General features: G+C 40.1%; 22 protein-coding genes. 19 read left to right on the top strand and 3 right to left on the bottom strand.

Annotated features, from left to right (window positions below; translation table 11 throughout):
* Positions 1-10: 10 nt before the first annotated feature.
* From VCASEI_RS08545 to VCASEI_RS08500, 10 genes are all read left to right on the top strand, one after another.
* Positions 11-577, top strand: a complete 567-nt coding sequence (locus tag VCASEI_RS08545) for a hypothetical protein (RefSeq protein ID WP_089110207.1) — start codon at positions 11-13, stop codon at positions 575-577.
* Positions 578-786: 209 nt separating this feature from the next.
* Positions 787-1,503, top strand: a complete 717-nt coding sequence (locus VCASEI_RS08540; protein WP_089110206.1) for a response regulator — start codon at positions 787-789, stop codon at positions 1,501-1,503.
* A gap of 3 nt (positions 1,504-1,506) precedes the next feature.
* The gene (locus VCASEI_RS08535; protein ID WP_086960878.1) at positions 1,507-2,958 is read left to right on the top strand and encodes an ATP-binding protein; all 1,452 of its coding nucleotides are present in this window, start codon (positions 1,507-1,509) and stop codon (positions 2,956-2,958) included.
* 206 nt (positions 2,959-3,164) lie between these two features.
* Positions 3,165-4,430 carry an ABC transporter substrate-binding protein gene (locus VCASEI_RS08530; RefSeq protein ID WP_089110205.1) on the top strand — a complete coding sequence of 422 codons (1,266 nt, stop codon included), beginning with the start codon at positions 3,165-3,167 and terminating at the stop codon, positions 4,428-4,430.
* A 199-nt stretch (positions 4,431-4,629) separates the two neighbouring features.
* Positions 4,630-5,535 (top strand): carbohydrate ABC transporter permease, encoded by a 906-nt coding sequence (locus VCASEI_RS08525; protein WP_086961213.1) that lies wholly within the window; start codon positions 4,630-4,632, stop codon positions 5,533-5,535.
* A 41-nt stretch (positions 5,536-5,576) separates the two neighbouring features.
* On the top strand, positions 5,577-6,449 hold the full coding sequence (locus tag VCASEI_RS08520; protein ID WP_089110222.1) for a carbohydrate ABC transporter permease: 873 nt from the start codon (positions 5,577-5,579) through the stop codon (positions 6,447-6,449).
* A 190-nt stretch (positions 6,450-6,639) separates the two neighbouring features.
* Positions 6,640-7,761, top strand: a complete 1,122-nt coding sequence (locus tag VCASEI_RS08515) for an ABC transporter ATP-binding protein (RefSeq protein WP_089110204.1) — start codon at positions 6,640-6,642, stop codon at positions 7,759-7,761.
* Positions 7,762-8,066: 305 nt separating this feature from the next.
* On the top strand, positions 8,067-9,074 hold the full coding sequence (locus tag VCASEI_RS08510; protein WP_089110203.1) for a TRAP transporter substrate-binding protein: 1,008 nt from the start codon (positions 8,067-8,069) through the stop codon (positions 9,072-9,074).
* Between the two features lie 96 nt (positions 9,075-9,170).
* Positions 9,171-9,794: a TRAP transporter small permease gene (locus tag VCASEI_RS08505; protein WP_086960885.1), complete on the top strand. Its 624-nt coding sequence runs from the start codon at positions 9,171-9,173 to the stop codon at positions 9,792-9,794.
* Positions 9,795-9,797: 3 nt separating this feature from the next.
* Complete coding sequence (locus VCASEI_RS08500) at positions 9,798-11,159, top strand: TRAP transporter large permease (protein WP_086960887.1); 1,362 nt, start codon at positions 9,798-9,800, stop codon at positions 11,157-11,159.
* 136 nt (positions 11,160-11,295) lie between these two features.
* On the opposite strand, the gene VCASEI_RS08495 is transcribed toward VCASEI_RS08500, so the two are convergent.
* Both VCASEI_RS08495 and VCASEI_RS08490 read right to left on the bottom strand, forming a co-directional pair.
* A complete protein-coding gene (locus VCASEI_RS08495; protein WP_086960889.1) occupies positions 11,296-12,645 on the bottom strand; it encodes a sigma-54-dependent transcriptional regulator in 1,350 nt (449 codons plus the stop codon).
* A gap of 21 nt (positions 12,646-12,666) precedes the next feature.
* Positions 12,667-14,487: a sensor histidine kinase gene (locus VCASEI_RS08490; RefSeq protein WP_086960892.1), complete on the bottom strand. Its 1,821-nt coding sequence runs from the start codon at positions 14,485-14,487 to the stop codon at positions 12,667-12,669.
* 521 nt (positions 14,488-15,008) lie between these two features.
* Between VCASEI_RS08490 and tig the strand changes: the two genes are divergently transcribed.
* From tig to VCASEI_RS08455, 7 genes are all read left to right on the top strand, one after another.
* Complete coding sequence (tig, locus tag VCASEI_RS08485) at positions 15,009-16,313, top strand: trigger factor (protein ID WP_086960894.1); 1,305 nt, start codon at positions 15,009-15,011, stop codon at positions 16,311-16,313.
* Between the two features lie 250 nt (positions 16,314-16,563).
* Positions 16,564-17,190, top strand: a complete 627-nt coding sequence (gene clpP, locus VCASEI_RS08480) for an ATP-dependent Clp endopeptidase proteolytic subunit ClpP (protein ID WP_086960896.1) — start codon at positions 16,564-16,566, stop codon at positions 17,188-17,190.
* Between the two features lie 165 nt (positions 17,191-17,355).
* Positions 17,356-18,636 (top strand): ATP-dependent protease ATP-binding subunit ClpX, encoded by a 1,281-nt coding sequence (gene clpX / locus VCASEI_RS08475; RefSeq protein ID WP_086960898.1) that lies wholly within the window; start codon positions 17,356-17,358, stop codon positions 18,634-18,636.
* A gap of 131 nt (positions 18,637-18,767) precedes the next feature.
* A complete protein-coding gene (gene lon / locus VCASEI_RS08470; protein ID WP_089110202.1) occupies positions 18,768-21,119 on the top strand; it encodes an endopeptidase La in 2,352 nt (783 codons plus the stop codon).
* A 208-nt stretch (positions 21,120-21,327) separates the two neighbouring features.
* Entirely contained in the window at positions 21,328-21,600 is a 273-nt protein-coding gene (locus VCASEI_RS08465) for an HU family DNA-binding protein (protein WP_086960902.1), read from the top strand.
* A 222-nt stretch (positions 21,601-21,822) separates the two neighbouring features.
* The gene (gene ppiD, locus VCASEI_RS08460; RefSeq protein WP_086960904.1) at positions 21,823-23,682 is read left to right on the top strand and encodes a peptidylprolyl isomerase; all 1,860 of its coding nucleotides are present in this window, start codon (positions 21,823-21,825) and stop codon (positions 23,680-23,682) included.
* 209 nt (positions 23,683-23,891) lie between these two features.
* On the top strand, positions 23,892-24,218 hold the full coding sequence (locus VCASEI_RS08455; protein WP_374700994.1) for a ComEA family DNA-binding protein: 327 nt from the start codon (positions 23,892-23,894) through the stop codon (positions 24,216-24,218).
* Between the two features lie 60 nt (positions 24,219-24,278).
* Here VCASEI_RS08455 and rrtA read toward each other — a convergent pair whose 3' ends face one another.
* A complete protein-coding gene (rrtA, locus tag VCASEI_RS08450) occupies positions 24,279-24,839 on the bottom strand; it encodes a rhombosortase (RefSeq protein ID WP_089110201.1) in 561 nt (186 codons plus the stop codon).
* A gap of 10 nt (positions 24,840-24,849) precedes the next feature.
* On the opposite strand from rrtA, the gene VCASEI_RS08445 reads away from it, so the two are divergent.
* On the top strand, positions 24,850-25,488 hold the full coding sequence (locus VCASEI_RS08445; RefSeq protein ID WP_089110200.1) for a tRNA-uridine aminocarboxypropyltransferase: 639 nt from the start codon (positions 24,850-24,852) through the stop codon (positions 25,486-25,488).
* An 86-nt stretch (positions 25,489-25,574) separates the two neighbouring features.
* Positions 25,575-25,958 (top strand): cytochrome b562, encoded by a 384-nt coding sequence (locus VCASEI_RS08440; RefSeq protein WP_086960912.1) that lies wholly within the window; start codon positions 25,575-25,577, stop codon positions 25,956-25,958.
* Positions 25,959-25,971: the final 13 nt, after the last annotated feature.

The raw sequence follows: 25,971 nt of genomic DNA, 5'->3' as shown, positions 1-25,971 counted from the left end.
AGGAGTTTTTATGCTGAAATGGAATAAACAAATCTGGCAAAAGTGGTGTCTTGCTTTATTTGTTACGTTTGGGTTAGCGGCTTGTTCAACAACGTCTTCAACGAATGCCTCTTATGTATACACTGATAGTTGGTGGTATGACGATTATTGGTATTATCAAAACCACGTTTATCCTAATTGTTGTCATGGTGACGGTGAATTTAAAAATGCAGTGAATAGTTGGTGGCACACTCTTGATCCTGATCAGCAAGCTGAGATCAAAGATAAAGTCGATAACTGGAAAGAAGGGCTCGGCCCAGATGTTTCAGCTCTAAAATCAGACTTTAATAAAAAATGGCAAGCTTTACTACCTGAAAAGCAGCAAAAAATTAGTGAGAAGCGCCAAGAAATTCAAACCAAAATGGGTGGAAATGGTCTTTCGAGTGAACAGAAAAAAGCAGTAAAAACGAAATGGCAAAGTAAAAATCGCCCAACATTACAGCGTTCTCAAATTCATCGTCCGATCAGGATGCCGGCTTCTCGACCTTCAGGTTTTGGTGGTGGCGGCAGATTGGGAGGCGGTGGCTTGAGGCGTTGATTTTTTCCCTTTCCACATTGACCAAATGTACTATTTGGTTGTTGTCTAGCTTAGAAATACCACTCTAATCATTGAGTGGTATTTTTTTCTTGGCTTGATAAACACTGCAAAAGGATACCGACGTCAAGTTATTCTGATTAATATCCATGAAACCCTAGTAATGTTGCAAAATTGTTTATTATTGTATGGACACTTAACGAGAGGTGAACATGCGAGATCATAAGCAAATTTTAGTGGTGGATGACGATAGAGAGATTCGAGATCTGCTCGATGAATACCTTTCTAAAATGGGCTTTACTGTTGTGACGGCGTGCGACGGCGTAGAAATGCAGTCTCAAATTAGTCAAAGTGGCTATCCAGATTTAATCTTATTGGATGTAATGCTTCCAGGTGAAGATGGTTTTGAACTTTGTCAGAGAATCCGTAAAGATTCGATGGTACCTATCATTATGTTAACGGCCGTGTCGGATGAAACTGATCAAATTATCGGCTTAGAAATTGGTGCCGATGATTATATTGCCAAGCCATTTAGCCCTAGGCAGTTAATGGCGAGAATTAAAGCGCTTTTACGTCGCAGCCATAATGAGGAGCAAGTGAATCCTACCACCATTTATTTTGGCAATTGGGCGTTAGACACATTGTCCCACACGGTTTTTAATCAAGAGACTCAAGATAAGGTGGAGCTTTCGGGCAGTGATTTTTCTTTATTAATGCTATTTCTATCCAAACCCAACCAAGTGTTAGATAGGGATACCATTTCTTATGCTATTAAAGGCCGAGAAACATTGCCTTTAGAGCGTGGGATTGATGTTCAATTGAGTCGTTTACGCCAGCGCTTAGGCGATACGGGAAAGCATCATAAATACATTAAAACCATGCGTGGTAATGGGTATATATTTACAGCGTCTGTTCATTACGGACATTAATTTATGTTTCGATTTTGGAAATCACAATCGCTCGTTTCGCGAACCTTATTGTTGACGTTATTAACAGTCGTCATGGCGCAAGGTATTTCAACGTCTATTTGGTATACCAATTCTCGCCAACAAGAAATTCAAGGTATTACCACGGCAACGACGAGTATGGCGTCTTTGTTTGCCTCGACGGTTTCTTATTTTCAATCACTTCCTGTGAATTACCGACACGTGATTATGGAGCAGTTGCGCAAAATGGGAGGAACTCGGTTTTTTGTCTCTTTTAACCATGAATTTTTGCAGTTATCTCCTCTACCTGATAGCCGACTAAAACAGGTCGCGATAGATTCAATGGAGCAGGCATTAACGGATAAGTTAACCAATGTGAAATCGATTCATGTGGAATTTTCTGAACCGGATAAATTAAAAATTTTGAAAAATGACATTTACCTCAGCGATCTTCCTAAATCTTGGGCGCACTACACCTTAACGTTAGAACCCTTAAACCCACCGATCATGGTGGTGCAAATTGAATTAGGTTCTGATGAATGGATTTATATTGCTGCCTTATTACCCCCTCCGTATAACACCTTAGAAGATAATATATTACCGCCATCACAGTGGTTATATTTGCTTCTTTCAACCGCATTATTGCTGTTCTTTACTTATTTCATGGTACGCAGACAAGTTCGACCTTTGCGTAATTTAGCTAAAGCTGCGAATCAAATGAGTGTGGATGGTGACCAATCGCCATTACCTGAAGAAGGGGCTAATGAGTTGGTGACGGCTACGTTAGCATTTAACCGTATGCAACAGCGAATTCGCCACTATGTAATGGATAGAGAGCAACTATTTTCGGCTATTTCTCATGATTTAAAAACACCAATTACTCGTTTACGATTGCGAGCTGAATTATTAGAGAATGACTCTAAAAGAGCGAAGTTTAATCAAGATCTCGATGAGCTTGAGATGATGGTGAAAGGCGCCTTGCAGTGTGTCCATGACACCGAACTACACGAGAACTCCAATCTGGTGTATTTAAATGAATTGTTGCTTGCTGCGGCGGAAACCCATAACCAAAATGAGATCAAAGTCGTACTACCGAAAGAAAGTATTCGACCAGTGTTAGGCAAACCACTGGCATTAAAACGGGTAATGACCAACTTGATTGACAACGCAGTGAAGTATGGCCATAAGGTTGAGGTGAGCTGTGAACAAACCAAGACTTATGTACAACTTAATATGTTAGATGAAGGGGATGGGATTCCTGAGGAGCAGCTCGAATCGGTATTTGAGCCTTATGTACGCTTGGCTAAAGATAAAGATGGCCATGGTTTAGGGTTAGGTATTTGTCGTAATATTTTGCATGCTCATGGCGGCACAATCACAATAAAAAATTCTTATACTAAGGGGCTGATTGTGCAAATTGTTCTGCCCTTTAACACGAAACTTCCAACCATAAAATAACTAATGTAACGACATTGTTACATAATTGTTACTCTTTGTGCCGAAGCCATCCTCATTCTTTATTTATAGTTATTGGGTTGTTTCTATAGGCGACATCGGATCGAGTGCCTTTTAGAAAATAAAAATAAAGCGTTCAACATGTATTAACGCAATATTTAATATTAATACCCTATTTTTATTCAATAACTAACACATGGACGATAACAATGAAAATAATCAAGAAAAGTCTTTTAACGGTCAGCTTATTTTCTGCCGGTTTGCTTTCTGTTACTCAATTTGCCAATGCAGGTGAGGTTGAAGTTTTACACTGGTGGACTTCTGGTGGTGAAGCGAAGTCGGTTTCTGTTTTGAAAGATATGATGGAAAAAGAAGGCCATACTTGGAAAGATTTTGCTGTCGCCGGTGGGGGGGGTGAAAGCGCAATGACTGTCTTGAAAACCCGTGCGGTATCAGGAAACCCACCCGCAGCAGCACAAATTAAAGGACATAATATTCAAGAGTGGGCAGAACTTGGATTTTTGACTAATTTAGATGATGTTGCCAAGCAAGGAAATTGGGACGGCATCTTACCGAAAGTGGTGGCTGATACAAGTAAATATCAAGGTCATTATGTTTCGGTTCCGGTTAACGTTCACCGTGTAAACTGGTTATGGGCAAATAAAGCGGTATTGGATAAAGCGGGTGTTGAAGTTCCAACCTCTTGGGATGAATTCTTCACCGCTGGGGATAAATTAAAGGCTGCAGGAATTATACCGCTTGCTCATGGTGGCCAGCCTTGGCAGGATGCAACGTTGTTTGAAGCGATCGCTCTCGAAACATTGGGTAATGCCGATTACAACAAAGCTTTTGTCGATCTCGATCAGACGACATTGTCTGGAGATAAAATGGTTGAAGCCTTTACGATCTTCAAGAAAGTGCATGGTTATATCGATAGTAATTCACCGGGTCGTGACTGGAATGTGGCGACTTCTATGGTGATTAATGGCAAAGCGGCTATGCAAGTGATGGGTGATTGGGCAAAAGGAGAATTTAGTGCGGCCAACAAACAACCGGGCACGGATTATGTTTGTGCGCCAACGCCGGGTACGGATGATTCTTTCACCTTCAATATTGATAGTTTTGCTTTCTTCAAAATTAAAGATAAAGCGAACCAAAAAGCACAACAAGATTTAGCCAAAACTATCCTTTCAAAAGATTTCCAAGAAGTCTTTAACCTTAATAAAGGGTCGATTCCTGTTCGTTTAGATATGGATATGTCTAAGTTTGATCAATGTGCTTTAGATTCAATGGCTGCGTTTAAAGCCACGGCCGATACGGGCGGTTTAGTTCCAAGTATGGCACATGGCATGTCGACAACGAGTTATGTTCAAGGTGCGATGTATGACGTCATTACTAACTTCTTCAATGATGCTGACGCCGATCCTAAACAAGCTGCTCAGAAGTTAGCAAAAGCAGTCAAAGCTGCTGAGTAATCCCTTTATTCATCTATTTTCTTTGACTTAAAAAGAACAAAAGGCTGTGTTGATAAGTGATTTTCACGCAGCCTTCCTTTTGCTCAACTCAATAAAAGTTAATGAGTAACAGAGCAGTAAGGATTTCAGAACCAAAGGATCGGTTATGGACAACGCTTTCGATTCCACAACGCAAAAAGTGGGTGCTTCTAAAAAAGGCATGCCAATACGACGCGCCGCCCCTAAGCCAAAGCTGAAGGATCGGTTGCAATATTTATTGCCTAAAATTGTACTTGCCCCAACCATGGTGATTACGGTGGTGTGCATTTATGGTTATATATTTTGGACGGGAGCACTGTCGCTGACGAATTCCCGTTTTTTACCGAGTTTTAACTTTACTGGATTTGGTCAATACATCAAATTGATGGAAAACGATCGCTGGATTACCTCAATAACCAATCTAGGGATTTTCGGATTACTGTTTTTAGCTATTGTGATTGTGCTTGGGGTTGGGCTGGCGATTTTCCTCGACCAGAACATTCGTAGTGAAGGGGTGATCCGCAGTATTTATCTCTACCCAATGGCTCTGTCATTTATTGTGACCGGTACTGCTTGGAAATGGATATTAAACCCAGGTCTTGGCATTGAAAAAATGGTGCGAGATTGGGGCTTCACGGATTTCAAATTTGACTGGATAGTCGATTCTGACATGGTGGTTTACACCTTAGTGATTGCTGCGGTTTGGCAGTCTTCTGGCTTTGTTATGGCGATGTTCCTCGCTGGGTTGCGTGGTATTGATTCTTCAATCATCAAAGCCGCGCAAATTGATGGTGCGAGTTTGCCTCGTATCTATTGGAGTATCGTTTTGCCTTGCTTGCGTCCTGTCTTTTTTAGCGCGGTGATCATCACGTCCCATATTGCGATTAAGAGTTTTGATTTAGTGACGGCGTTAACCGCTGGTGGGCCGGGTTATTCTTCTGATTTACCTGCTCTGTTTATGTATGCGTACTCCTTTACTCGTGGTCAAACGGCATTAGGGTCTGCCAGTGCCATGATGATGCTTGCTGGGATCCTAGCGATTTTAGTGCCGTATCTCTATTCAGAATTAAGGGAGAAAAAATCATGATATTTTCGGCTAACAATAAATCTGCTATGAATAAGCCCTTGATGGGAAAGCAACGCTATTTTAATTCGAAGCGCATCGGGCGAATTGCCATTTATGGCTTACTGTTGTTTTTTTGTGTGCTTTATCTGATGCCATTATTTGTCATGGTGATCACCTCTTTTAAAAGTTTGGGGGATATTCGTACCGGGAACTTGATGTCTTTACCCACGGAATGGGTGCTTGATGCTTGGCATAAAGCGTGGTCGACATCATGTACGGGTGTGAAATGTGAAGGGATTAAAAGCTATTTTTGGAATTCGTTCCAAATGGTGATCCCAGCGGTGGCGATATCAACACTGATGGGCGCATTCAATGGTTATGTGATCAGTAAATGGCAGTTTAGAGGTTCTAATTTGCTGTTTAGTTTATTGCTGTTTGGTTGCTTCATTCCGTTCCAAGTCGTGCTTTTGCCAATGGCGGCGACATTAGGATTTTTTGGACTAGCCAATACCACAACAGGTTTAGTGGTTGTTCATGTTATCTATGGACTAGCTTTTACGACATTGTTTTTCCGTAATTTCTATATTGGTGTGCCAGATGAATTGGTGAAAGCCGCTAAGCTGGATGGCGCGGGGTTCTTTACAATTTTCTTCAAGATTATGCTGCCGCTTTCTACCCCGATTATCATGGTGACGGTGATTTGGCAGTTTACCTCTATCTGGAATGATTTTTTATTTGGTGTGGTGTATTCAGGTTCGGAAACTCAGCCAATTACGGTTGCGTTAAATAATCTAGTGAATACGAGTACAGGGATCAAAGAATATAACGTAGACATGGCTGCCGCCATTATTGCTGCATTGCCAACCTTGTTGGTGTATGTCGTGGCAGGGAAGTATTTCGTTAGGGGATTAACCGCAGGTTCGGTTAAAGGTTGATACTCTTCGTACTTGAAGTTACAGCTTTGTTGACGGCACTCATTCGCCCCAATCACTTAGACGAGCCCTTAGTTTTATAAATAGGGCTCATGGGGTCTCATTCATTTGTCGCCGCGCTGTAACGTCAATTACTTTGAGTATCGATTTAAAAAGAAAATTTATATGGAATCGGCTTAAAAGGAAAATAATAATGGCTGCTTTAGAACTAAATCAAATTCGTAAAACTTATCGCAATGCCGATACGGAAACGCTTAAAGGGATTAATATTCAGATTGAATCCGGTGAATTTTTAATTCTCGTTGGCCCGTCTGGTTGTGGTAAATCGACCTTAATGAATACCATTGCAGGGCTGGAATCGATAAGCTCAGGTGAAATTGTCATTGATGGTGTTGATGTATCCAATGTTGAACCGAAAGATCGTGATATTGCGATGGTGTTTCAATCTTATGCGTTATACCCAAATATGACGGTGCGTGGCAATATTGCATTTGGCTTGAAGATTCGAAAATTACCGCAAGTAAAAATTGATGCAGAAGTGAACCGTGTGGCAGAAATGCTGCAAATTGATCATTTACTGGATCGCAAACCTGCGCAGCTTTCTGGAGGGCAACGTCAACGAGTAGCAATGGGGCGTGCATTGGCTCGGCAACCTAAGTTGTATTTATTTGATGAACCGTTATCGAACCTTGATGCAAAATTAAGAGTAGAAATGCGTACTCAAATAAAACGATTACACCAAAAATTAAACACCACCATTGTGTATGTTACTCACGATCAAATTGAAGCCATGACCTTGGCGGATAGGATTGCGGTAATGAAAGATGGCGAACTGCAACAATTGGGGACACCAAAGGAAATCTACAATCAACCCAATAATATGTTTGTGGCGGGCTTTATGGGTTCACCTTCAATGAATTTTATTAAAGCAAGCGTTGGTTTGGATACGGATGATCATCCGCAAGGTGAAATCTGGACGGCAGATGGGCAATCGCACACCATCAAGTTACCGGCTCGTTTACGTAAGTTTGATGGGCAAACGGTGATCATTGGTTTAAGACCGGAATTTATTACCGATCAATCTATTGCTGCGCAATTAAATGATGAAGATAAAACCTTGACCGAAATCCCAATGCAAATTGAGGTATTGGAGCCCACAGGGCCAGATACCATCGCGATTGTCGAAATAAATCAAGAGCATGTGGCGTGCCGGTTATCGGCTGAATTTGATGCGAAAGTGGGCGAAACGGTGTCTTTGTATTTTGATCTTTCTAATGCGGTATTTTTCGATGTCAGAACGGAGATGAGAATTTAGTTCGGCGTGAGTTTTTGTAACATTGATTTTTGTAACATTGGGGTTTTGGTAACATTGGTTTTTTGGAACATGAACCTTTTATAACATGAGCCTTCTGTAAAATTGGCGGTTTTTGACCCATTCAGCTTTGATGCGCCGGTCAAAATCCGCCATTTTTTATGCCTGCGATTAAAAAAAAGAGAGGGGTTTTATTTCAACGGTTTGATTGTTAATGAGTTGTTAATTTATTGAGGGGTTGGTACGGCATTTGCTTATATGAGATACGGCTTTAGAAAAAGTCGATTATCATAATTAAGGAGAACAAAATGTCTAAAAAATCTCTTATCGCTGTCACCTTAACTGCAGCATCGGTACTGGCTAGTTTTAATGCGGCTGCATCCGACTCCTGTGACTCTGGTGAATTGGTGATTAAATTTAGCCATGTAACCAATGCAGACAAACATCCGAAAGGCATCGCCGCTTCTTTATTGGCAGACCGTGTTAATAAGGAAATGGACGGTAAAGCCTGTATGCAGGTTTTCCCGAATTCAACGCTTTATGATGACGATAAAGCACTTGAAGCGTTATTAAATGGTGATGTTCAGCTAGCAGCCCCTTCTTTATCCAAATTTGAAAAATTCACCAAAAAATTCCGCATCTTCGATCTGCCTTTCTTGTTTGATGATGTTGAGGCGGTCGATCGTTTTCAAAATTCAGAATCAGGCGATATTTTGAAAAACTCGATGACTCGCCGTGGCTTAAAAGGTTTGGAGTTTTGGCATAACGGTATGAAACAAATGTCGGCTAATAAACCGCTGATTCACCCTGAGGATGCTAAGGGGTTAAAATTTCGCGTTCAACCTTCCGATGTATTGGTGGCTCAGTTTGAACAACTAGGCGCTAACCCTCAAAAAATGTCATTTAAAGAAGTATATGGCGGCTTACAAACCAAGGTTATTGATGGTCAAGAAAATACATGGTCGAACATTTATGGTCAGAAATTCTTTGAAGTACAAGATGGCGCGACGGAAACAAATCACGGAATTCTGGACTACTTAGTGGTGACCTCAAACTCTTGGTGGAATGACTTACCGGATGATATTCGTAGCCAGCTTAGTCAAATTCTGCATGAAGTGTCGGTGACCCGTAATACGGAATCTACCCGTGTCGATAATGAAAGTAAGAACAATATTTTAGAAGCGGGTGGTGTCGTACGGACGCTGACTCCGGAGCAACGTCAAGAATGGGTCACTGTGTTAAAACCTGTTTGGACAAAGTTCGAAAAAGATATTGGGTCTGATTTGATTGACGCAGCATTAGCCTCAAACAAATAACCTCACGGTTTAGCAAATGGGCATGGCTAATTAATTGTAATGACTGAATAATTGCAATTAAAAGCTATGCCATTTTAATGATGACAGGGAGGGAATATGTCTCATTCTTTGATGGATAAACTGGGCCAAATAACCGACTCAATAGAAGAATCGTTGATCGCTTTATTTTTGGGCTTAATGACGGTACTTACTTTTATCAACGTAGTCTTTCGTTATGTGCTAAATGACAATATTTTATGGGCGCTTGAAGCCACGGTATTTTTGTTTGCGTGGTTGATTCTAGTCGGTGCTTCATATGGCGTGAAAAAGCAGTTTCATATTGGCGTGGATGTGGTGATCAATCTTTTGCCTACTCATTGGCGGAAAGTTTTTGCTTTAATCGCCGTTAGCTCCTGCCTTGCATTTTCTATTTTGTTATTGATTGGCTCTTGGAATTATTGGTATCCATTTGTTACGGAGCGAGCATGGTATGAAACCGATGATATTCCTATGCCAGACTTTTTACAGTTCTTGTCTACTTGGCTTAATGAAGGTGAACGTTATGAAAAAATGCCACGTTTCATTCCTTATATGGCGCTCCCTATAGGAATGTTATTACTGACCTTCCGATTTCTTCAAGTAGCTTACTATGTTGTGACGAACCAAAAGGACCGCATGATTGCGAGCCATGAAGCAGAAGATGATCTCGATATACTAAAAACACAGAACAAGGAAGACTGAATCATGGATATTATTTTATTGTTTGTCATGGTGATTGGCTTCATGGTGTTTGGTGTTCCTATTGCTATTTCACTTGGTTTATCAAGTGTTCTGTTTCTACTCGTTCATTCAGATACTTCACTCGCGTCGGTGGCTCAAACACTATTTAACTCATTTTCTGGGCATTATACGTTATTGGCTATTCCATTCTTTATTCTTGCTTCTACTTTCATGTCGACAGGTGGGGTTGCTCAGCGGATCATTCGTTTTGCGATTGCAATGGTGGGTTGGTTTCGTGGTGGCCTTGCTATGGCGTCGGTTGTGGCGTGTATGATGTTTGCGGCGTTGTCTGGGTCATCGCCTGCGACCGTCGTGGCTATCGGTAGCATTGTTATTGCCGGTATGGTGAAAAATGGTTATTCAAAAGAGTTCGCAGCGGGTGTTATTTGTAATGCGGGAACATTAGGTATTTTGATCCCACCTTCTATTGTTATGGTGGTATACGCTGCAGCGACGGACGTTTCCGTTGGTCGGATGTTTCTAGGAGGGGTGATTCCTGGGTTACTAGCCGGTGTGATGTTAATGGTGGCGATTTATGTTGCTGCTCGCATTAAAAAACTGCCGGCTCAACCTTTTGTCGGTTGGAAAGAAGCATTTTTAGCTGCAAAAGGGGCAAGTTGGGGGTTATTGCTTGTTGTGATCATTTTGGGAGGGATTTATGGCGGGATTTTCACACCAACAGAAGCGGCTGCGGTGGCGGCCATCTATGCCTTTTTGATCGCAAATTTTGTGTATAAAGATATGGGGCCTTTTGCCGACAAGGAAAGCAAATTGCCGACGATTGTGAAAATCGCTTATGCATTTGTGCATCCGGATACTAAAAAGTCGTTATTTGAAGCGGGTAAGCTTACTATTATGCTGATGTTTATCATTGCGAGTGCATTGATTTTAAAGCATGTGTTAACCGAAGAGCGCATTCCTCAGATGATCACCGAGTCGATGCTATCGGCAGGTCTAGGGCCAATTACGTTTTTGATCATGGTGAACATTCTACTGCTGATTGGCGGCCAATTTATGGAACCATCAGGTCTGCTCATTATTGTTGCGCCTTTGGTTTTCCCGATTGCCATAGCATTAGGCATTGATCCTATTCACTTTGGTATAATGATGGTGGTGAATATGGAGATAGGAATGATCACACCACCAGTGGGTTTGAATTTATTTGTGACTTCTGGTGTGGCTAAAATGTCGATGCTTAATGTGGTAAAAGCGGCGCTTCCTTGGGTCGGTGTGATGTTCTTATTTTTAATTATTATCACCTATGTTCCCGTTATTTCAACGTGGTTACCAACCTTGTTAATGGGGCCTGAGATTATTATAAAATAATCAATTTTTTACTGGGGACTTGGGTATGAGAGTTCAAATACTTTAGAAACCAGCATCAATAATAGGTTAAGTAAGTAAACGCCCTGAGAGACTCTGGTGATGGTTTGTCGTCATCATTTGGAACCCGGGGCGTTTTTTATTTATAACTATCTTTATCTATTTGATAGCGTTGCATTTTGTCATATAGGGTCTTACGTGGCAGTTTAAGGTTTTCCATTGCCAGTTTTATACTGCCATCAACTTCCGCTAGGGTTTGTTCAATGAGCATTTTTTCAAATTCCGCGATCTGTTGCACCAAGCCTGTGATAGGGGCTTCGGCTTGGCTTCTTTCTAATATTTTGCCATTAAGATCGCTCAGTTTTCCCAGTAATACAAAACGTTCGGCAGCATTGCGTAATTCTCGTACATTCCCCGGCCAATCATGGCCCAGCAACCGCTGCAAATCGTGAGTGGAAAGACTGGTGGCCGTTTTGCCATAGCGGGCAGCTGCAACCAATAAAAAGTGATGAAAGAGCGCGGGGATATCTTCACGGCGCTGCCTCAATGGCGGAAGCTTTAAAGTGACGACGTTCAGTCGATAATAAAGATCTTGGCGAAAGATTTGCTGTTCGGATGCTTGCCTTAAGTCGGTTTTAGTGGCGGCAATTATCCGGATGTTAATGGGTATTGTTTGATTGGAACCAATGCGTTCAATATGACGCTCTTGCAACACTCGTAATAAGCGGATTTGAGCTTGCATCGGCATCGATTCGATTTCATCAAGAAAAAGAGTCCCACCATTGGCGTATTCAAATTTACCGACTCGGCGACTTTCTGCGCCGGTAAATGCACCTTTTTCATGCCCGTATAGTTCACTTTCGATTAAGTTTTCAGGCACGGCGCCGCAATTCACTGCAACAAAGTTTTGATCACGTCGGCTGCTTTGTTCATGTAAGGATCGGGCGACCAACTCTTTTCCTGTCCCTGTTTCACCATAAAGCAGAATATCAGCATGAGTATCGGCAATATGGTTAATAGCTTGTCTTAATTGTTCAATGCTAGTTGTATTACCGATGATACGTGGCCCAAGGGTTTTATTGGCTTTTAATTCAATTTTTAGATGTTTATTTTCCAGTAATAACTGGCGTTTATCGATAGCACGTTTGACGGTTTCAATTAAACGTTCAGATCCAAATGGCTTTTCTATGAAGTCATAAGCACCATTATGCATGGCTTGTACCGCCATAGAAATATCGCCATGACCAGTAATTAATATGACTGGTAGATTAGCATCTTTTTTTTGTATGGTTGCCAACATGGCTTCACCAGAAATACCGGGTAAGCAAATATCACTGACCACAACTTTAGGTATGTTACCTTCTTGAATCGCGATCAATGCAGATTCAGCATCAGCAAAAAACTGGGCACTAAGATCGGCCAGTTCGAAGCTTTGTTCCACAGCCATCCTAAGATCATGTTCATCATCAATGAAAAATACATCAGACATTATGTTTTCCTTGGTTACTTTCTATGGCGGTATATTGTTATTCGTTGGGTCAATATTCGATGGCTTTCCATTTTTGGGAATCGTTAATGTGAATTGCGCACCGCCTGCTTCTTTATTTTTGGCAGAAATAGAGCCCTTCATACTTTGCATTATCTGCTGAGAAATAGACAAACCTAAGCCTAAGCCATTTTGCTTACTGGTATAAAATGGTTCAAATAAATGATCAAGTTGTTCATGGCTGATACCACATCCATTGTCTCGAATATGGATAAGAACATGTCCTTTTTGTTCGAGTAGCTCAAGTTCTATTATTTTGGAGTGTTGACCGGAAACAGCATGAATTGCATTAGTAATCGTGTTGATAAGGACTTGTTCTAAGGCGATGGTGTTAATTTTTGCCGTAACAGTTTGAGCCGGAATCAGAAGCTGCAGAGTAACGTTATGGACTTTAAGTTCGGGCTGCATTAATTCATCAGCCGATTTAATAACGGCATTAATACTGCTGTTGATTAAGTCATGGGTTGAGGTTCGTTGGGCGAAATGCTTAAGTTGTTGACTTATTTTAGCCATTCGAACCGTAAGGTCGGAAATTCGCTCAAGGTTTTGTTGTACTTTTTCATTGTCCTGTTTTAGCAGAAACTGACGAGCATTATCGGAAAAACTGCGAATAGCTGCTAATGGATTGTTCAGTTCATGACTAATGCTGGCTGACATTTGTCCGAGTACTGCTAGCTTAGCTGTTTGAATTAATTCATTTTGTGTTCGTCGCAAGGTGTTTTCCGTATCTATACGGGTACGAATTTCACCGTGTAATTCGGATGTTCGTTCTAAAACTTGAAATTCAAGTTCTTGCTTCGCTTGTGATCGGATCCGTTCAATTTGTAATAATCGACTTTTTCGCTGTCGGTAAAACATAACAACAAGAAATAATAAGATTGAGACGAGCGTTAGAGTTAAAAGCACGTTTAGAACATCCCAAAGAATTAACATTTTAGGAATCAATATACGGACATTCAGATCTTGCTTAGGTAAATATTGCGAAATAGAAAGAAAACCATTAAACAAACTTGGTTTTTTGTTGATAGTGATTTCGACGGGGTTAGTGTTGATATCGCCCATAAAATCGAGAGAAGAAATGTCTTTATCAAGGTATCTTTGCCCGCGGCGAATTTTTAATAATTGCTCTTCTGGTAAATGGATTAAGCTTTTGTATAACCATTCATCTTGGTTGGTCATCATGACAATATGGTTGTTGTCACTGACTACAAAGCTATTTTGTGTATCATTCCAATTGTCTTCAATGGTGGATAATTGAATTTTAACTACCACCACTCCAATGATCTCAGTGTGATGTACAATAGGGGATGAGTAATAATACCCTCTTAGACCCGACATTGATCCTAATGCAAAGTATTGGCTGTTTTGACCAGAAATAGCAACTTGGAAATAAGGCCTAAAGGTGAAGTTTTGACCTATAAAAGTGACACGCTCTTGCCAGTTACTTGCCGCTATCGTGTTGCCTTTTTGGTCAATTAAGTAAATATCTGAGGTGTTAACCAACTGGTTAATTTGCTCAAGATAACGGTTTGTATTGTTCAGTTGAGAGGTGTTTTCTATGTCCAATAGGGTATTGGTCAGGCGTTTATTTTGAGCCAGTAATTGAGGAATAAAAGCGTATTTTTCTATTTGTGTCAGAAAATGTTGAGAGAATTGTTGGAGCTGAAGATCACTCGCTTTGAGGCGTGATTGGTAATAATGTTGCCACGAAAAAAAAACGGCACAAATGGCAACTGAAAAATAAAGAATAAATGAGACAACAATAAAACGCTTTGGCTTTCTCACAATGGGTACTCATGGATAAACAGCCTCTAGAATAAACGGCAAATAACAAGTTACCAGTTTAACCAATGGAAACCTGAGCTGGATCTCTTTTTATGAGTTTAGTTAAAAAAAGCATTAGATTCCCTTGAAAGGTGAGGTAACGTCCCCCATTTAGTTACATATCTCAATAATTAATTATTTGAGGTGAGAATTTAGGACTTATCTCGACAGCGAGGATTCAGATCGCTAGAATGACGCGTTGAAATTTATCCTGAGACTAATAGGAGAGGCCTTTATCTTACGTTTTTATTGTAGATTCTGTCTTCATATAAAGATGAAAAAGGTTTCGCTCATTAGTTCAATCATCGTAACGTGCTGTGTATCAGTTTAATTCGTTGATTGATGCTCACTATTTTTTTATGTGTTCAATTGAACGCAACACAAGAAATGTAGCTACACGACTCTTTAGACGAATATTCTTTAGATGACCCGTTTAGTTCATATGCTCATAATTACTGAGCCAGTTTTGAGGTTTATAAATAATGCAAGCTACTGTTGAAACTCTAGAAGGCCTAGAACGCCGTCTTACTATTACTGTTCCTGCTGCTAACATCGAAGATGCAGTAACAGCTGAATTGCGCAACATCGCGAAAAACCGTCGTTTTGATGGTTTCCGTAAAGGTAAAGTACCGATGAAGATGGTTGCACAAATGTACGGCAAAGCAGTACGCCAAGACATCATGGGCGAAGTGATGCAACGTCACTTTATTGAGTCAATCGTTAAAGAAAAAATCAATCCAGCGGGTGCGCCAACTTTCGCACCAGTTGACATGGGAGAAGGCAAAGATCTTGTCTTTACTGCAACTTTTGAAGTTTACCCAGAAGTTGAATTAAAAGGTCTAGATAACATTACTGTTGAGAAACCAGCAGTAGAAGTAAAAGAAGAAGACGTTGCTGAAATGATCGAAACACTTCGTAAACAACAGTCTACTTGGGCTGAAGTAGAGGAAGCTGTTGGCGAAGCTAGCCGTGCAACTATCGATTTCGTTGGTTACATCGATGGTGAAGCATTTGAAGGTGGAAAAGCAGACGCTTTCCCTCTTGAAATGGGCCAAGGTCGTATGATTCCTGGTTTTGAAGATGGCATTTTAGGTAAGAAAGCGGGCGAAGAATTTTCTATCGACGTTAACTTCCCAGAAGATTACCACGCTGAAAATCTAAAAGGTAAATCAGCTAAGTTCGATATTAAATTGAGCAAAGTTGAAACTCGTGAGCTTCCTGAGCTAACTGACGAGTTTGTTTCTAAGTTTGGCGTAACGGAAGGCGGTGTTGAAGCACTTAAAGCTGAAGTTCGTAAGAATATGGAACGTGAACTGAAACAAGCTATTAAAGGTCGCATTAAAGAGCAAGCGATTAATGGTCTTGTTGAGCAAAATGAAATGGACGTACCTTCAGCACTTATTGATCAAGAAGTTGAAGTTTTACGTCAACAAGCAGCACAACGTTTCGGTGGAAATCCTGAAGCTGCTGCTCAACTTCCACGTGAGTTATTTGAAGAGCAAGCTGCTCGTCGCGTGAAAGTGGGCCTACTTCTAGGTGAAGTTATTAAGACTGAAGAATTGAAAGCTGACGACGAGCGTGTTAAAGCGCTTATCGAAGAAATGGCAACAGCTTACGAAGATCCATCAGAAGTGATCGCTTATTACGAGCAAAATGAGCAGATGATGAACAACATTCGTAACGTAGCGCTTGAAGATCAAGCAATTGATGCAATCATTGCTAAAGCAAAAGTTTCTGATAAAGAAGTAAGCTTCAATGAGTTAATGAACCAGCAACAACCTGCTTAATCACTCAAAATATTAAGTGAAATCAGGTTTCGCTGAGTAGAAGAGTTGACAGCGTTTTAACTCTTTTGCTAACAATGGCTCGATATGACTCTCTTTATATGAGCAGCTCATTCGAGCCATTTATTTTTATAGCTTGCTGCAACCATCGTTATTCTCGGTTGGCATAGGTAAGCATCTAGGTTTATGATTAACCAATAATTGCTATCGGCAAGAGTTAGTTATGAACTTATCTACTACAGGGAAAGCGAATATGAGCTACCAAGAAAATAATTCCATGTCTCCAATTGTTGATGCGCTTGTACCAATGGTGGTAGAGCAAACTTCTCGTGGTGAACGTTCATACGATATCTATTCTCGTTTATTAAAAGAACGTATTATTTTTCTAACTGGGCAAGTAGAAGACCACATGGCAAACCTTGTCGTGGCTCAGTTACTATTTTTAGAATCAGAAAGCCCAGATAAAGATATTTTCCTTTATATTAATTCACCGGGTGGTTCTGTAACTGCGGGAATGTCGATTTACGACACCATGCAGTTTATCAAGCCAAATGTAAGTACAGTGTGCATGGGACAGGCGTGTTCTATGGGCGCATTTTTACTTGCTGGTGGGGAAAAAGGTAAGCGTTTTTGTTTGCCAAACTCGCGCGTGATGATTCACCAACCGTTAGGTGGTTTCCAAGGCCAAGCGTCTGATATTCAAATTCACGCGCAAGAGATCCTAACGATTAAAAAACGTCTAAATGGTCTACTTGCTGAGCATACCGGCCAACCGTTAGAAGTGATTGAGAAAGATACCGATCGTGATAATTTCATGTCGGCACAACAATCAGTTGATTACGGTTTAGTCGATGCAGTATTAGCAAATCGTCCAGCGTAAATCATAAAGAGATACGCAATATTTTAGAATGAAAGAAAATCGACTTTTATAAGGTCTGTTCTCTAAAGTGTTGCATTTTTCTTTAGCTCAACGATTTACCACAAAGCATTGTGTCTAAAATTGTTGTAGACTGAATTTAAGATTTAAAGGCTAAGAGGTTAGCGAATGACAGATAAAAGCAAAGAGGGTGGTAGTACTAAACTGCTATATTGCTCTTTCTGCGGTAAAAGCCAGCATGAGGTTCGCAAGCTGATCGCAGGTCCTTCCGTATATGTGTGTGATGAATGTGTTGATTTATGCAATGACATTATCCGCGAAGAAGTAAAAGATGTGGTTCCGAAAAAAGAATCGGAAGCATTACCGACGCCAAAAGATATTCGTGAGCATTTAGACGATTATGTTATTGGTCAAGATTACGCAAAAAAAGTGTTATCAGTTGCGGTGTATAACCACTACAAACGTTTACGTAATGGTGATAAAACTAAAGATGGTGTAGAGCTAGGTAAGAGTAATATCTTGCTTATTGGACCTACCGGTAGTGGTAAAACGCTGCTAGCTGAAACATTAGCACGTTTCTTGGATGTCCCTTTCACTATGGCCGATGCAACCACGCTGACAGAGGCGGGTTATGTAGGTGAAGATGTTGAGAATATCATTCAAAAGCTATTACAAAAGTGCGATTACGACGTTTCTAAAGCAGAGCGCGGTATAGTGTATATCGATGAAATCGATAAAATTTCACGTAAAGCGGAAAATCCATCCATCACTCGTGATGTGTCTGGTGAAGGTGTACAACAAGCTCTACTCAAACTGGTTGAAGGTACGGTTGCCTCAGTTCCGCCTCAAGGCGGTCGTAAGCATCCTCAGCAAGAGTTTTTACAAGTTGATACGTCTAAAATTTTATTTATCTGTGGTGGTGCATTTGCTGGCCTAGATAAAGTGATTGAACAACGTGTCGCTGTTGGTACCGGCATTGGCTTTGGGGCGGATGTTCGCAGTAAAGACGAAAGCAAAACTATCAGTGAATTATTCAAGCAAGTAGAACCGGAAGATTTGGTAAAATATGGTTTAATTCCTGAATTTATTGGTCGTTTACCGGTAACCACTACGTTGACAGAGTTGGATGAAGACGCATTGATTCAAATTCTTTGCCAACCAAAAAATGCATTGACCAAACAATACGGTGCACTATTTGATTTGGAAGGTGCTGAGCTTGAGTTTCGTGAAGATGCATTAAAAGCGATTGCGAAGAAAGCCATGGACCGTAAAACAGGTGCTCGTGGACTTCGTTCAATTTTGGAATCGGTATTACTTGAAACCATGTATGAGTTGCCATCAAATAAAGATGTGACCAAAGTGGTTATTGATGAATCAGTAATTAAAGGTGAATCTGAGCCTTTATTGATTTATCAAAATACAGAAAACCAACTCGCAAGCTCTGAATAAAATAGACTAAAAGCGAAAATATGAAGAATAAGGAGGCGATAAGCCTCCTTTTTTTATTTATGTTATTGAAACTAGCAAGATAGCCCCCATATACTTTTCAATGAATGTGCAAACGGAATAGAGAGAATAATATGAACTTGGAGCGTTCCGAGCGTATCGAGATTCCCGTATTACCCCTACGTGATGTTGTGGTATATCCACACATGGTCATTCCACTTTTTGTTGGCCGTGAAAAGTCGATTCAATGTTTAGAAACCGCAATGGATACTAATAAGCAAGTCTTATTGGTTGCTCAAAAAGATGCGGAAACTGATGAGCCGGGTGTAGATGATCTGTTTTCAACAGGGACAGTAGCAACGATTTTACAGTTGCTAAAATTACCTGATGGAACGGTGAAAGTGCTTGTCGAAGGGCAACAACGTGCCAAGGTGCACGCTTTTTCAAATGAAGAATTTTTCACGGCTGATGCTGAGTTTCTGGTCACCCCAGAGATAGATGAGCGTGAGCAAGAAGTGATTGTACGCAGTGCTATCAATCAGTTTGAAGGCTTTATCAAGCTGAACAAAAAAATCCCACCAGAAGTATTAACGTCATTAAATGGGATTGATGAAGCTGCTCGTTTAGCCGATACCATTGCCGCTCACATGCCACTTAAACTGAATGATAAGCAACGAGTGCTTGAAATTTCAAATGTGGTTGAACGTCTTGAATTTTTAATGGGAATGATGGAATCGGAAATTGACTTATTACAAGTTGAAAAACGTATTCGCGGTCGTGTTAAAAAACAGATGGAGAAGTCTCAACGTGAGTACTATTTGAATGAGCAAATGAAAGCCATTCAAAAAGAACTGGGTGATATGGACGATGCACCTGATGAGTTTGAAGCCCTGCAGAAAAAAATTGAAGCCGCTAAAATGCCAAAAGAGGCACGTGAAAAAACGGAGCAAGAACTGCAAAAGCTGAAAATGATGTCTCCGATGTCAGCCGAAGCGACCGTTGTACGTAGCTATATTGATTGGATGGTGGGTGTACCTTGGAGCAAACGCTCTAAAGTGAAAAAGAACTTAGCGAAAGCGGAAGAGGTCTTAAATGAAGACCACTATGGGTTAGAGCGAGTCAAAGAACGTATTCTTGAGTATTTAGCCGTTCAAAGCCGAATTAATAAGCTTAAAGGTCCTATTCTTTGCTTAGTCGGACCTCCCGGTGTGGGTAAAACGTCCCTTGGTCGCTCCATTGCTGCTGCAACAGGTCGTCAATATACTCGTATGGCATTGGGTGGAGTACGTGATGAAGCGGAAATTCGTGGGCACCGACGCACCTACATTGGTTCTATGCCTGGGAAGCTTATTCAAAAAATGTCGAAAGTGGGTGTTAAAAATCCATTATTTTTGCTAGATGAAATTGATAAAATGGCATCAGATATGCGAGGTGATCCTTCTTCGGCTTTACTTGAAGTGTTGGATCCTGAGCAAAATAACTCGTTCAACGACCATTACCTAGAAGTCGATTATGACTTGTCGGATGTGATGTTTGTAGCAACGTCAAACTCGATGAATATCCCTGGTCCATTATTGGATCGTATGGAAGTGATTCGTTTATCGGGTTATACCGAAGATGAAAAGCTTAATATTGCTAAAAAGCATCTGACTAATAAGCAAATTGAACGTAATGGTTTAAAACCTTCAGAGATCACAATCGAAGATTCAGCGATTATAGGTATTATTCGTTACTACACTCGTGAAGCTGGTGTGCGTAATTTGGAGAGAGAAATCTCTAAAATTTGTCGTAAAGCAGTGAAAAATATCCTTCTGAATCCAGTGTTGAAATCCGTTACGGTGACAATGGATAATTTGAGAGATTACCTTGGTGTGCAACGTTGTGACTATGGTAAAGCTGATGATAGTAATCGCATTGGCCAAGTGACTGGGCTTGCTTGGACAGAAGTTGGCGGTGATTTATTGACAATTGAAACGCAATCCATGCTTGGTAAAGGTAAGCTCACTTATACCGGTTCTTTGGGTGATGTTATGCAAGAGTCGATTCAAGCAGCGATGACCGTTGTGCGTTCCCGCGCAGAAAAATTGGGTATTAATCCTGATTTTTACGAAAAGCGTGATATTCATGTACACGTACCTGAAGGGGCGACACCAAAAGATGGTCCAAGTGCCGGTATCGCAATGTGTACTGCATTGGTTTCGAGCTTGACAGGTAACCCTGTACGTGCGGATGTTGCAATGACCGGTGAAATCACACTGCGCGGAGAGGTATTACCAATCGGTGGATTGAAAGAAAAACTACTGGCAGCACATCGTGGTGGAATTAAAACCGTTTTGATTCCAAAAGAAAATGAACGTGATTTAGAAGACATTCCAGCAAATGTGATAGCAGACCTTATAGTTAAACCTGTCCAATGGTTAGACGAAGTTTTAGTTGTTGCCCTGGAAAATGACCCAACAGGTTGTGTGATTGATGTCACAAAGTAGTGATATTAAACAAATTTAGTTGAAAGTTTGACGCTGACAGGACGGAAAGTACTTGTCAGCGTTTTTTTTCAAGGCTAAGTTAAGTCCTGATAGACCTGAGCTGGTAGTCATTAAAGACGTTGAATTAAAAACAGTTCAGTCTAATTTTAATCTTTATGGAACGTATATTGTTAATAACTAAAATTGACAATGAAAAGGGGAACAACAAGTGAATAAAACTCAATTAGTAGAAAAAATTGCGGGTGATGCGGATATCTCTAAAGCAGCAGCGGGCCGTGCACTAGATGCATTTATCGAAGCAGTAACAGAAACGTTGAAATCTGAAGAGCAAGTAGCGCTAGTCGGTTTTGGTACTTTTAGTGTTCGTACTCGTGCTGCTCGCACTGGTCGTAACCCTAAAACTGGTGATGTCATTCAAATCGCTGAAGCTAAAGTACCTGCATTCAAAGCTGGTAAAGCACTTAAAGATGCTTGTAACTAATATCCCTGATGGTTTTTGACCGTCAAAGAGTGAACAGGCTTGGGATTTTTACGAATAATCTCAATCTTTACCTATCAAAAAGCGCATCTTACTGGTGCGCTTTTCTTTTTCTGATATTATCGAGGTAATATTTTTTTCGACCAAACGTGTTGTTTCTTTCTCGTATTTTTACAAGTGGTTTCGACAGTTGGTAACAGTCAGTATTAAGAGAGCAGTTAGATTATGATGGATCGACTACGCGAAGGCGTAAATGGCATCGCAATTAAAATTATCTTAGGATTAATTATCCTTTCGTTTGTTTTTGCTGGTGTAGGCAGTTATTTAGTGACAGGCGGTAATAATACGGCCGCTAAAGTGGGTAATACTGAAATTAGCCAACGTTCATTTGAGCAAGCGTATCAAAATGAACGTAATCGTATGCAGTCTCAAATGGGGGATTATTTCTCAACATTAATGGGCGATCCTCAATACGTTCAATCTTTTCGTAAAAGCGTGCTGGATCGAATGATTAATGATGTGCTGCTTGAAGAGTATGCAAAGTCATTAGATCTGCGTGTCAGTGATGATCAAGTCCGTCAATTGATTGTGACTATGCCTCAGTTCCAAAATGATGGTAAATTTGATCAAGATTTTTACGCAGCAGCCTTACGTCGTGCTGGATTCAGTCCTGATAGTTTTGCAGAATATTTGCGAAAAGATACTCTTCGTCAGCAAGTATTGTCTTCATTGGAAGATAGTGAATTTACTTTACCGAATGAAGTCGCTCAGCAAAGCAAGTTATTAACTCAAAAACGTGATATTCAATCAATCGTGTTAAATGTTGCTGATTTTGCTAAAAAGGTCGATGTGACGGATGAAGAGTTACAAACCTACTATAAAGAGCACATGGATCAATATGCTCGTCCGGAGCAAATGAAAGTCGCTTATGTTGAACTTTCAGCCGAGCAACTTAAAAAATCAATTAAAATTACTGAAGTGGAAGCTCAAAAATATTATCAAGAGCATTTAGATAAATACTCAACGAAAGAACAGCGCAAAGTTCGCCATATCTTAGTCAAAGATGAGAAGAAAGCGGATGAAGTGCTTGCTAGACTTCAATCAGGTGAAGATTTTGCTCAGTTAGCGGAAGAAACCTCCGAAGATGTAGGAAGCGCGAAAAATGGTGGTGAACTTGGCTGGATTGAAAAGGGTGCGATGGACCCTGAGTTTGAAGCTGCTGCATTTGAATTGAAAAACAAAGATGATATTTCATCTGTTGTGAAATCTAATTTTGGTTATCACATAATTCAACTAGAAGACGATAAAGCACCCGATGCTAAGCCTTACTCAGAAGTGGTTGACGAAATTAAGTCAGATCTAACGGATGAAAAAGCTTTAGATCAGTTCTATAAGCTACAAACGAAACTGGAATCGGTTTCTTTTGAATCACCAGATTCGTTAGATGATTCGGCTAAAGCGATTAATCAAAAAATTCAAACGACAGAGTTTATTTCATCTGAAACTGCGCCTGATGTTTTGAAAGTACCTGCGGTGGCAAAGGCACTTGAAAACTCTGATGTTAAAAAAGAAGGTTTGAACTCTGAAGTACTTGAAGTGGCGCCTGAGCATGTGATTGTTGTTCGTGTCAATGATCTACGTTCTGAAACGATATTGCCACTTGACGATGTTAAAGACAAAGTTAAAGCGCAACTTGCCGCAACGAAGGGTGAACAAGATGCATTAAATTTGTCGTCTAAAATTGTGGATTCACTGAAAAAAGGTGATGACTCAGTATTAGTGAGTAATAATCTAACGTTTGGAGACTCTCAAAATATTGATCGCCGATCGCCTTTAGCCGCTCAAGCTTTTGCTCTACCTCATCCTGAAGAAGGTAAAGCTTCTTATGGGAAAGCAAAAGATGAGAACGGTAATATTGTAATTTTGAAACTGAATAAAGTAACGACTAGTGATGATCCTCAGTTCCAACAGCAAATTGCTTCCCAATTGTTACGCGTTAATAATCAACAAGATTTAGAAGTGGTTCTAGATTCTTTACGTAAAACGACAACGATTAAATACTATGCAATTGAAGAGCAACAATAACTCCTCTTTCAATACATAGAAAATTAAAGAGCTGCCAATGTGCAGCTCTTTTTTATATTTCAATGCTGAATATTTTATGTAATTGATATATCTGTAGTTTCTTTAAAATTTGCTATGCATCGAATGTCCAAATTTGAGACAAATCGACATTATGCTTTGAATTAATCTGGTACTCCTTTTTTATTACTGGAGATATTGAAATGACATTTATTCGAACTGTTTTTATGACGTTATTGTCTATGGGGTTGATGTTTAATATTGCTTATGCAGAAGTTAAAGCCGAAGAGAGTAGTGAAGTAAGTACCAATAAGAATACGCAAGAAAAGCATGCAGGTATTAATATTACTGTTAATGTGAATACTGCTAATGCTGAGGAAATTGCCTCTATGCTTAAAGGTATTGGGGCTAAGAAGGCACAAGATATTGTTGATTATAGAAATGAGCATGGAAACTTTATGTCATTAGAGGACTTAATGAACGTTAAGGGGATTGGTCAAGCGACCGTGCAAAAAAATCAGGATCGCATTTTGTTGTAACGTTTTTTATTGTTCTGGGCATTTTAATAATGGATGAATCTGTTATTGAGTTGCCCTTATTTATTCACTAAGTTTTAGAGGCGATGCTGGTTTTTTTAGAAGACAAAAACTTAAGATATAACCTGTTAAGCATCCAAATAAATGTGCATTGATTGCGACACTCGCGCTAATCAATTCTTCACTTCCTGTCGGTGAGCCAAACAGTTGCTCCCATAATATTTTCGTAAGTAGACCTAAAACAAGCCATAAACTGGCTTTCTTACCTTTTCTATACTCCGTGAGTGCATAACAAGCAAACAAGCCATGTAATATACCGGATAACCCAACATAAATGTACATGGACGTTGTGAGTAGCAAGGTTCCCACTGCTAATGCTAAGCAACCGATAATCAGTAAAAAAGATCGAGGTTTGAGTTCTGGTCTGAATATAGAGCAGATAAGCCACAAACCGATGAGATTCATACCTAAATGATAGATATTGGTGTGAGCAAAGTTTCCTGTTACGATTCGCCACACTTGGCCCGTTAAAATGGCGTCACGATCCCAAAGCATCCAGTCGTTGATAATAGGAATTTGGAAAAAGATCATAATTGCGCTAATGATGAACAGTAAAAGGAACAATCTTTACCTCATGTCTCGATATTGTTTACAGTGTGGAAAGGCTAATAATGCCTGTATTTGTAATTGGATTAAACCAATAGATTCACAAACGCAGTTAGTGATACTTCAGCATCCGTCTGAAACTAAGCGCCCAATGGGTACGGCGAAAATATTGCACTTGAGTTTACAAGGTTGTGAGTGTCTTGTGGGTGAAAATTTTTCTTCTAATATAAGGTTGAATCAATTATTACTTGATGAGGAATATGTCTCGATAGTACTTTATCCTAGCCAAGAAAGTTGTTTATTATCGGAAGAGACTCTGAATGTAATAAATCCTTCGGATAAAAAAATTCGGTTAATTATAATCGATGGAACTTGGAAGAAAGCCTATAAAATATGGCAACTCTCGACGAATTTGCATGGCTTAGCTCAAATTGCTTTGCCTAAAGATTTGGTCGGTAATTATCGTATTCGTAAGGCGCCAACTGAGCAGCACTTATCGACGGTTGAAGCAGGGTTTCATGCATTGAGCTTAATTGATCCAGAAAATGACTTTTCCCCATTAATGCATACGTTTACTCAAATGGTAGATTATCAAATTACTCAAATGCCTGAAGGGGTATTTGAGAGTAACTATGTTCGGTATAGTAACAATAAAAAAAATAATTAATGGGATAATGATGGGTTGTTCTTGTGTCTAATGTACGGTATTCGCTACACTTCTAGCACCATTCAAATAGCATACAAAGTTGTACAATGAAGAAGTTAATTCCTTTTATTGCCTTATTGGTCACGGTTAATGCACATAGTGCTGCATTTGATCTGAAAGCGACCATGAAAGAGATGAGAATCGAGTTTAAACAGGCGGCTGAAGCCCAAAATATCGACGAAATGGAAACCTCAATTACTCATTTGACTGAACTGGTTAATCAAGCTCAGCAGGGTGCTTATCCATTAGAAAAACAAGACTTATATTTAGAAGGTTTCAATAAATTGACTATTGCTTTGGCTAATGTAAAAGCAAACCTAGAAGCTGGGGAACTTGATCAAGCGAAGGCAGCGCTACGTACAGTTGATGATCTTCGTATTGAATATCATGATAAACGTAACCCCAGTATATGGAGTAAGTTGTTTGGTTGAGTGGTATAAACTT

The organism is Vibrio casei (assembly GCF_002218025.2).
Lineage (GTDB): Bacteria > Pseudomonadota > Gammaproteobacteria > Enterobacterales > Vibrionaceae > Vibrio > Vibrio casei.
The sequence above is the reverse complement of the archived record's forward strand: the minus strand, read 5'-3'. Positions and strand labels throughout refer to the sequence as shown.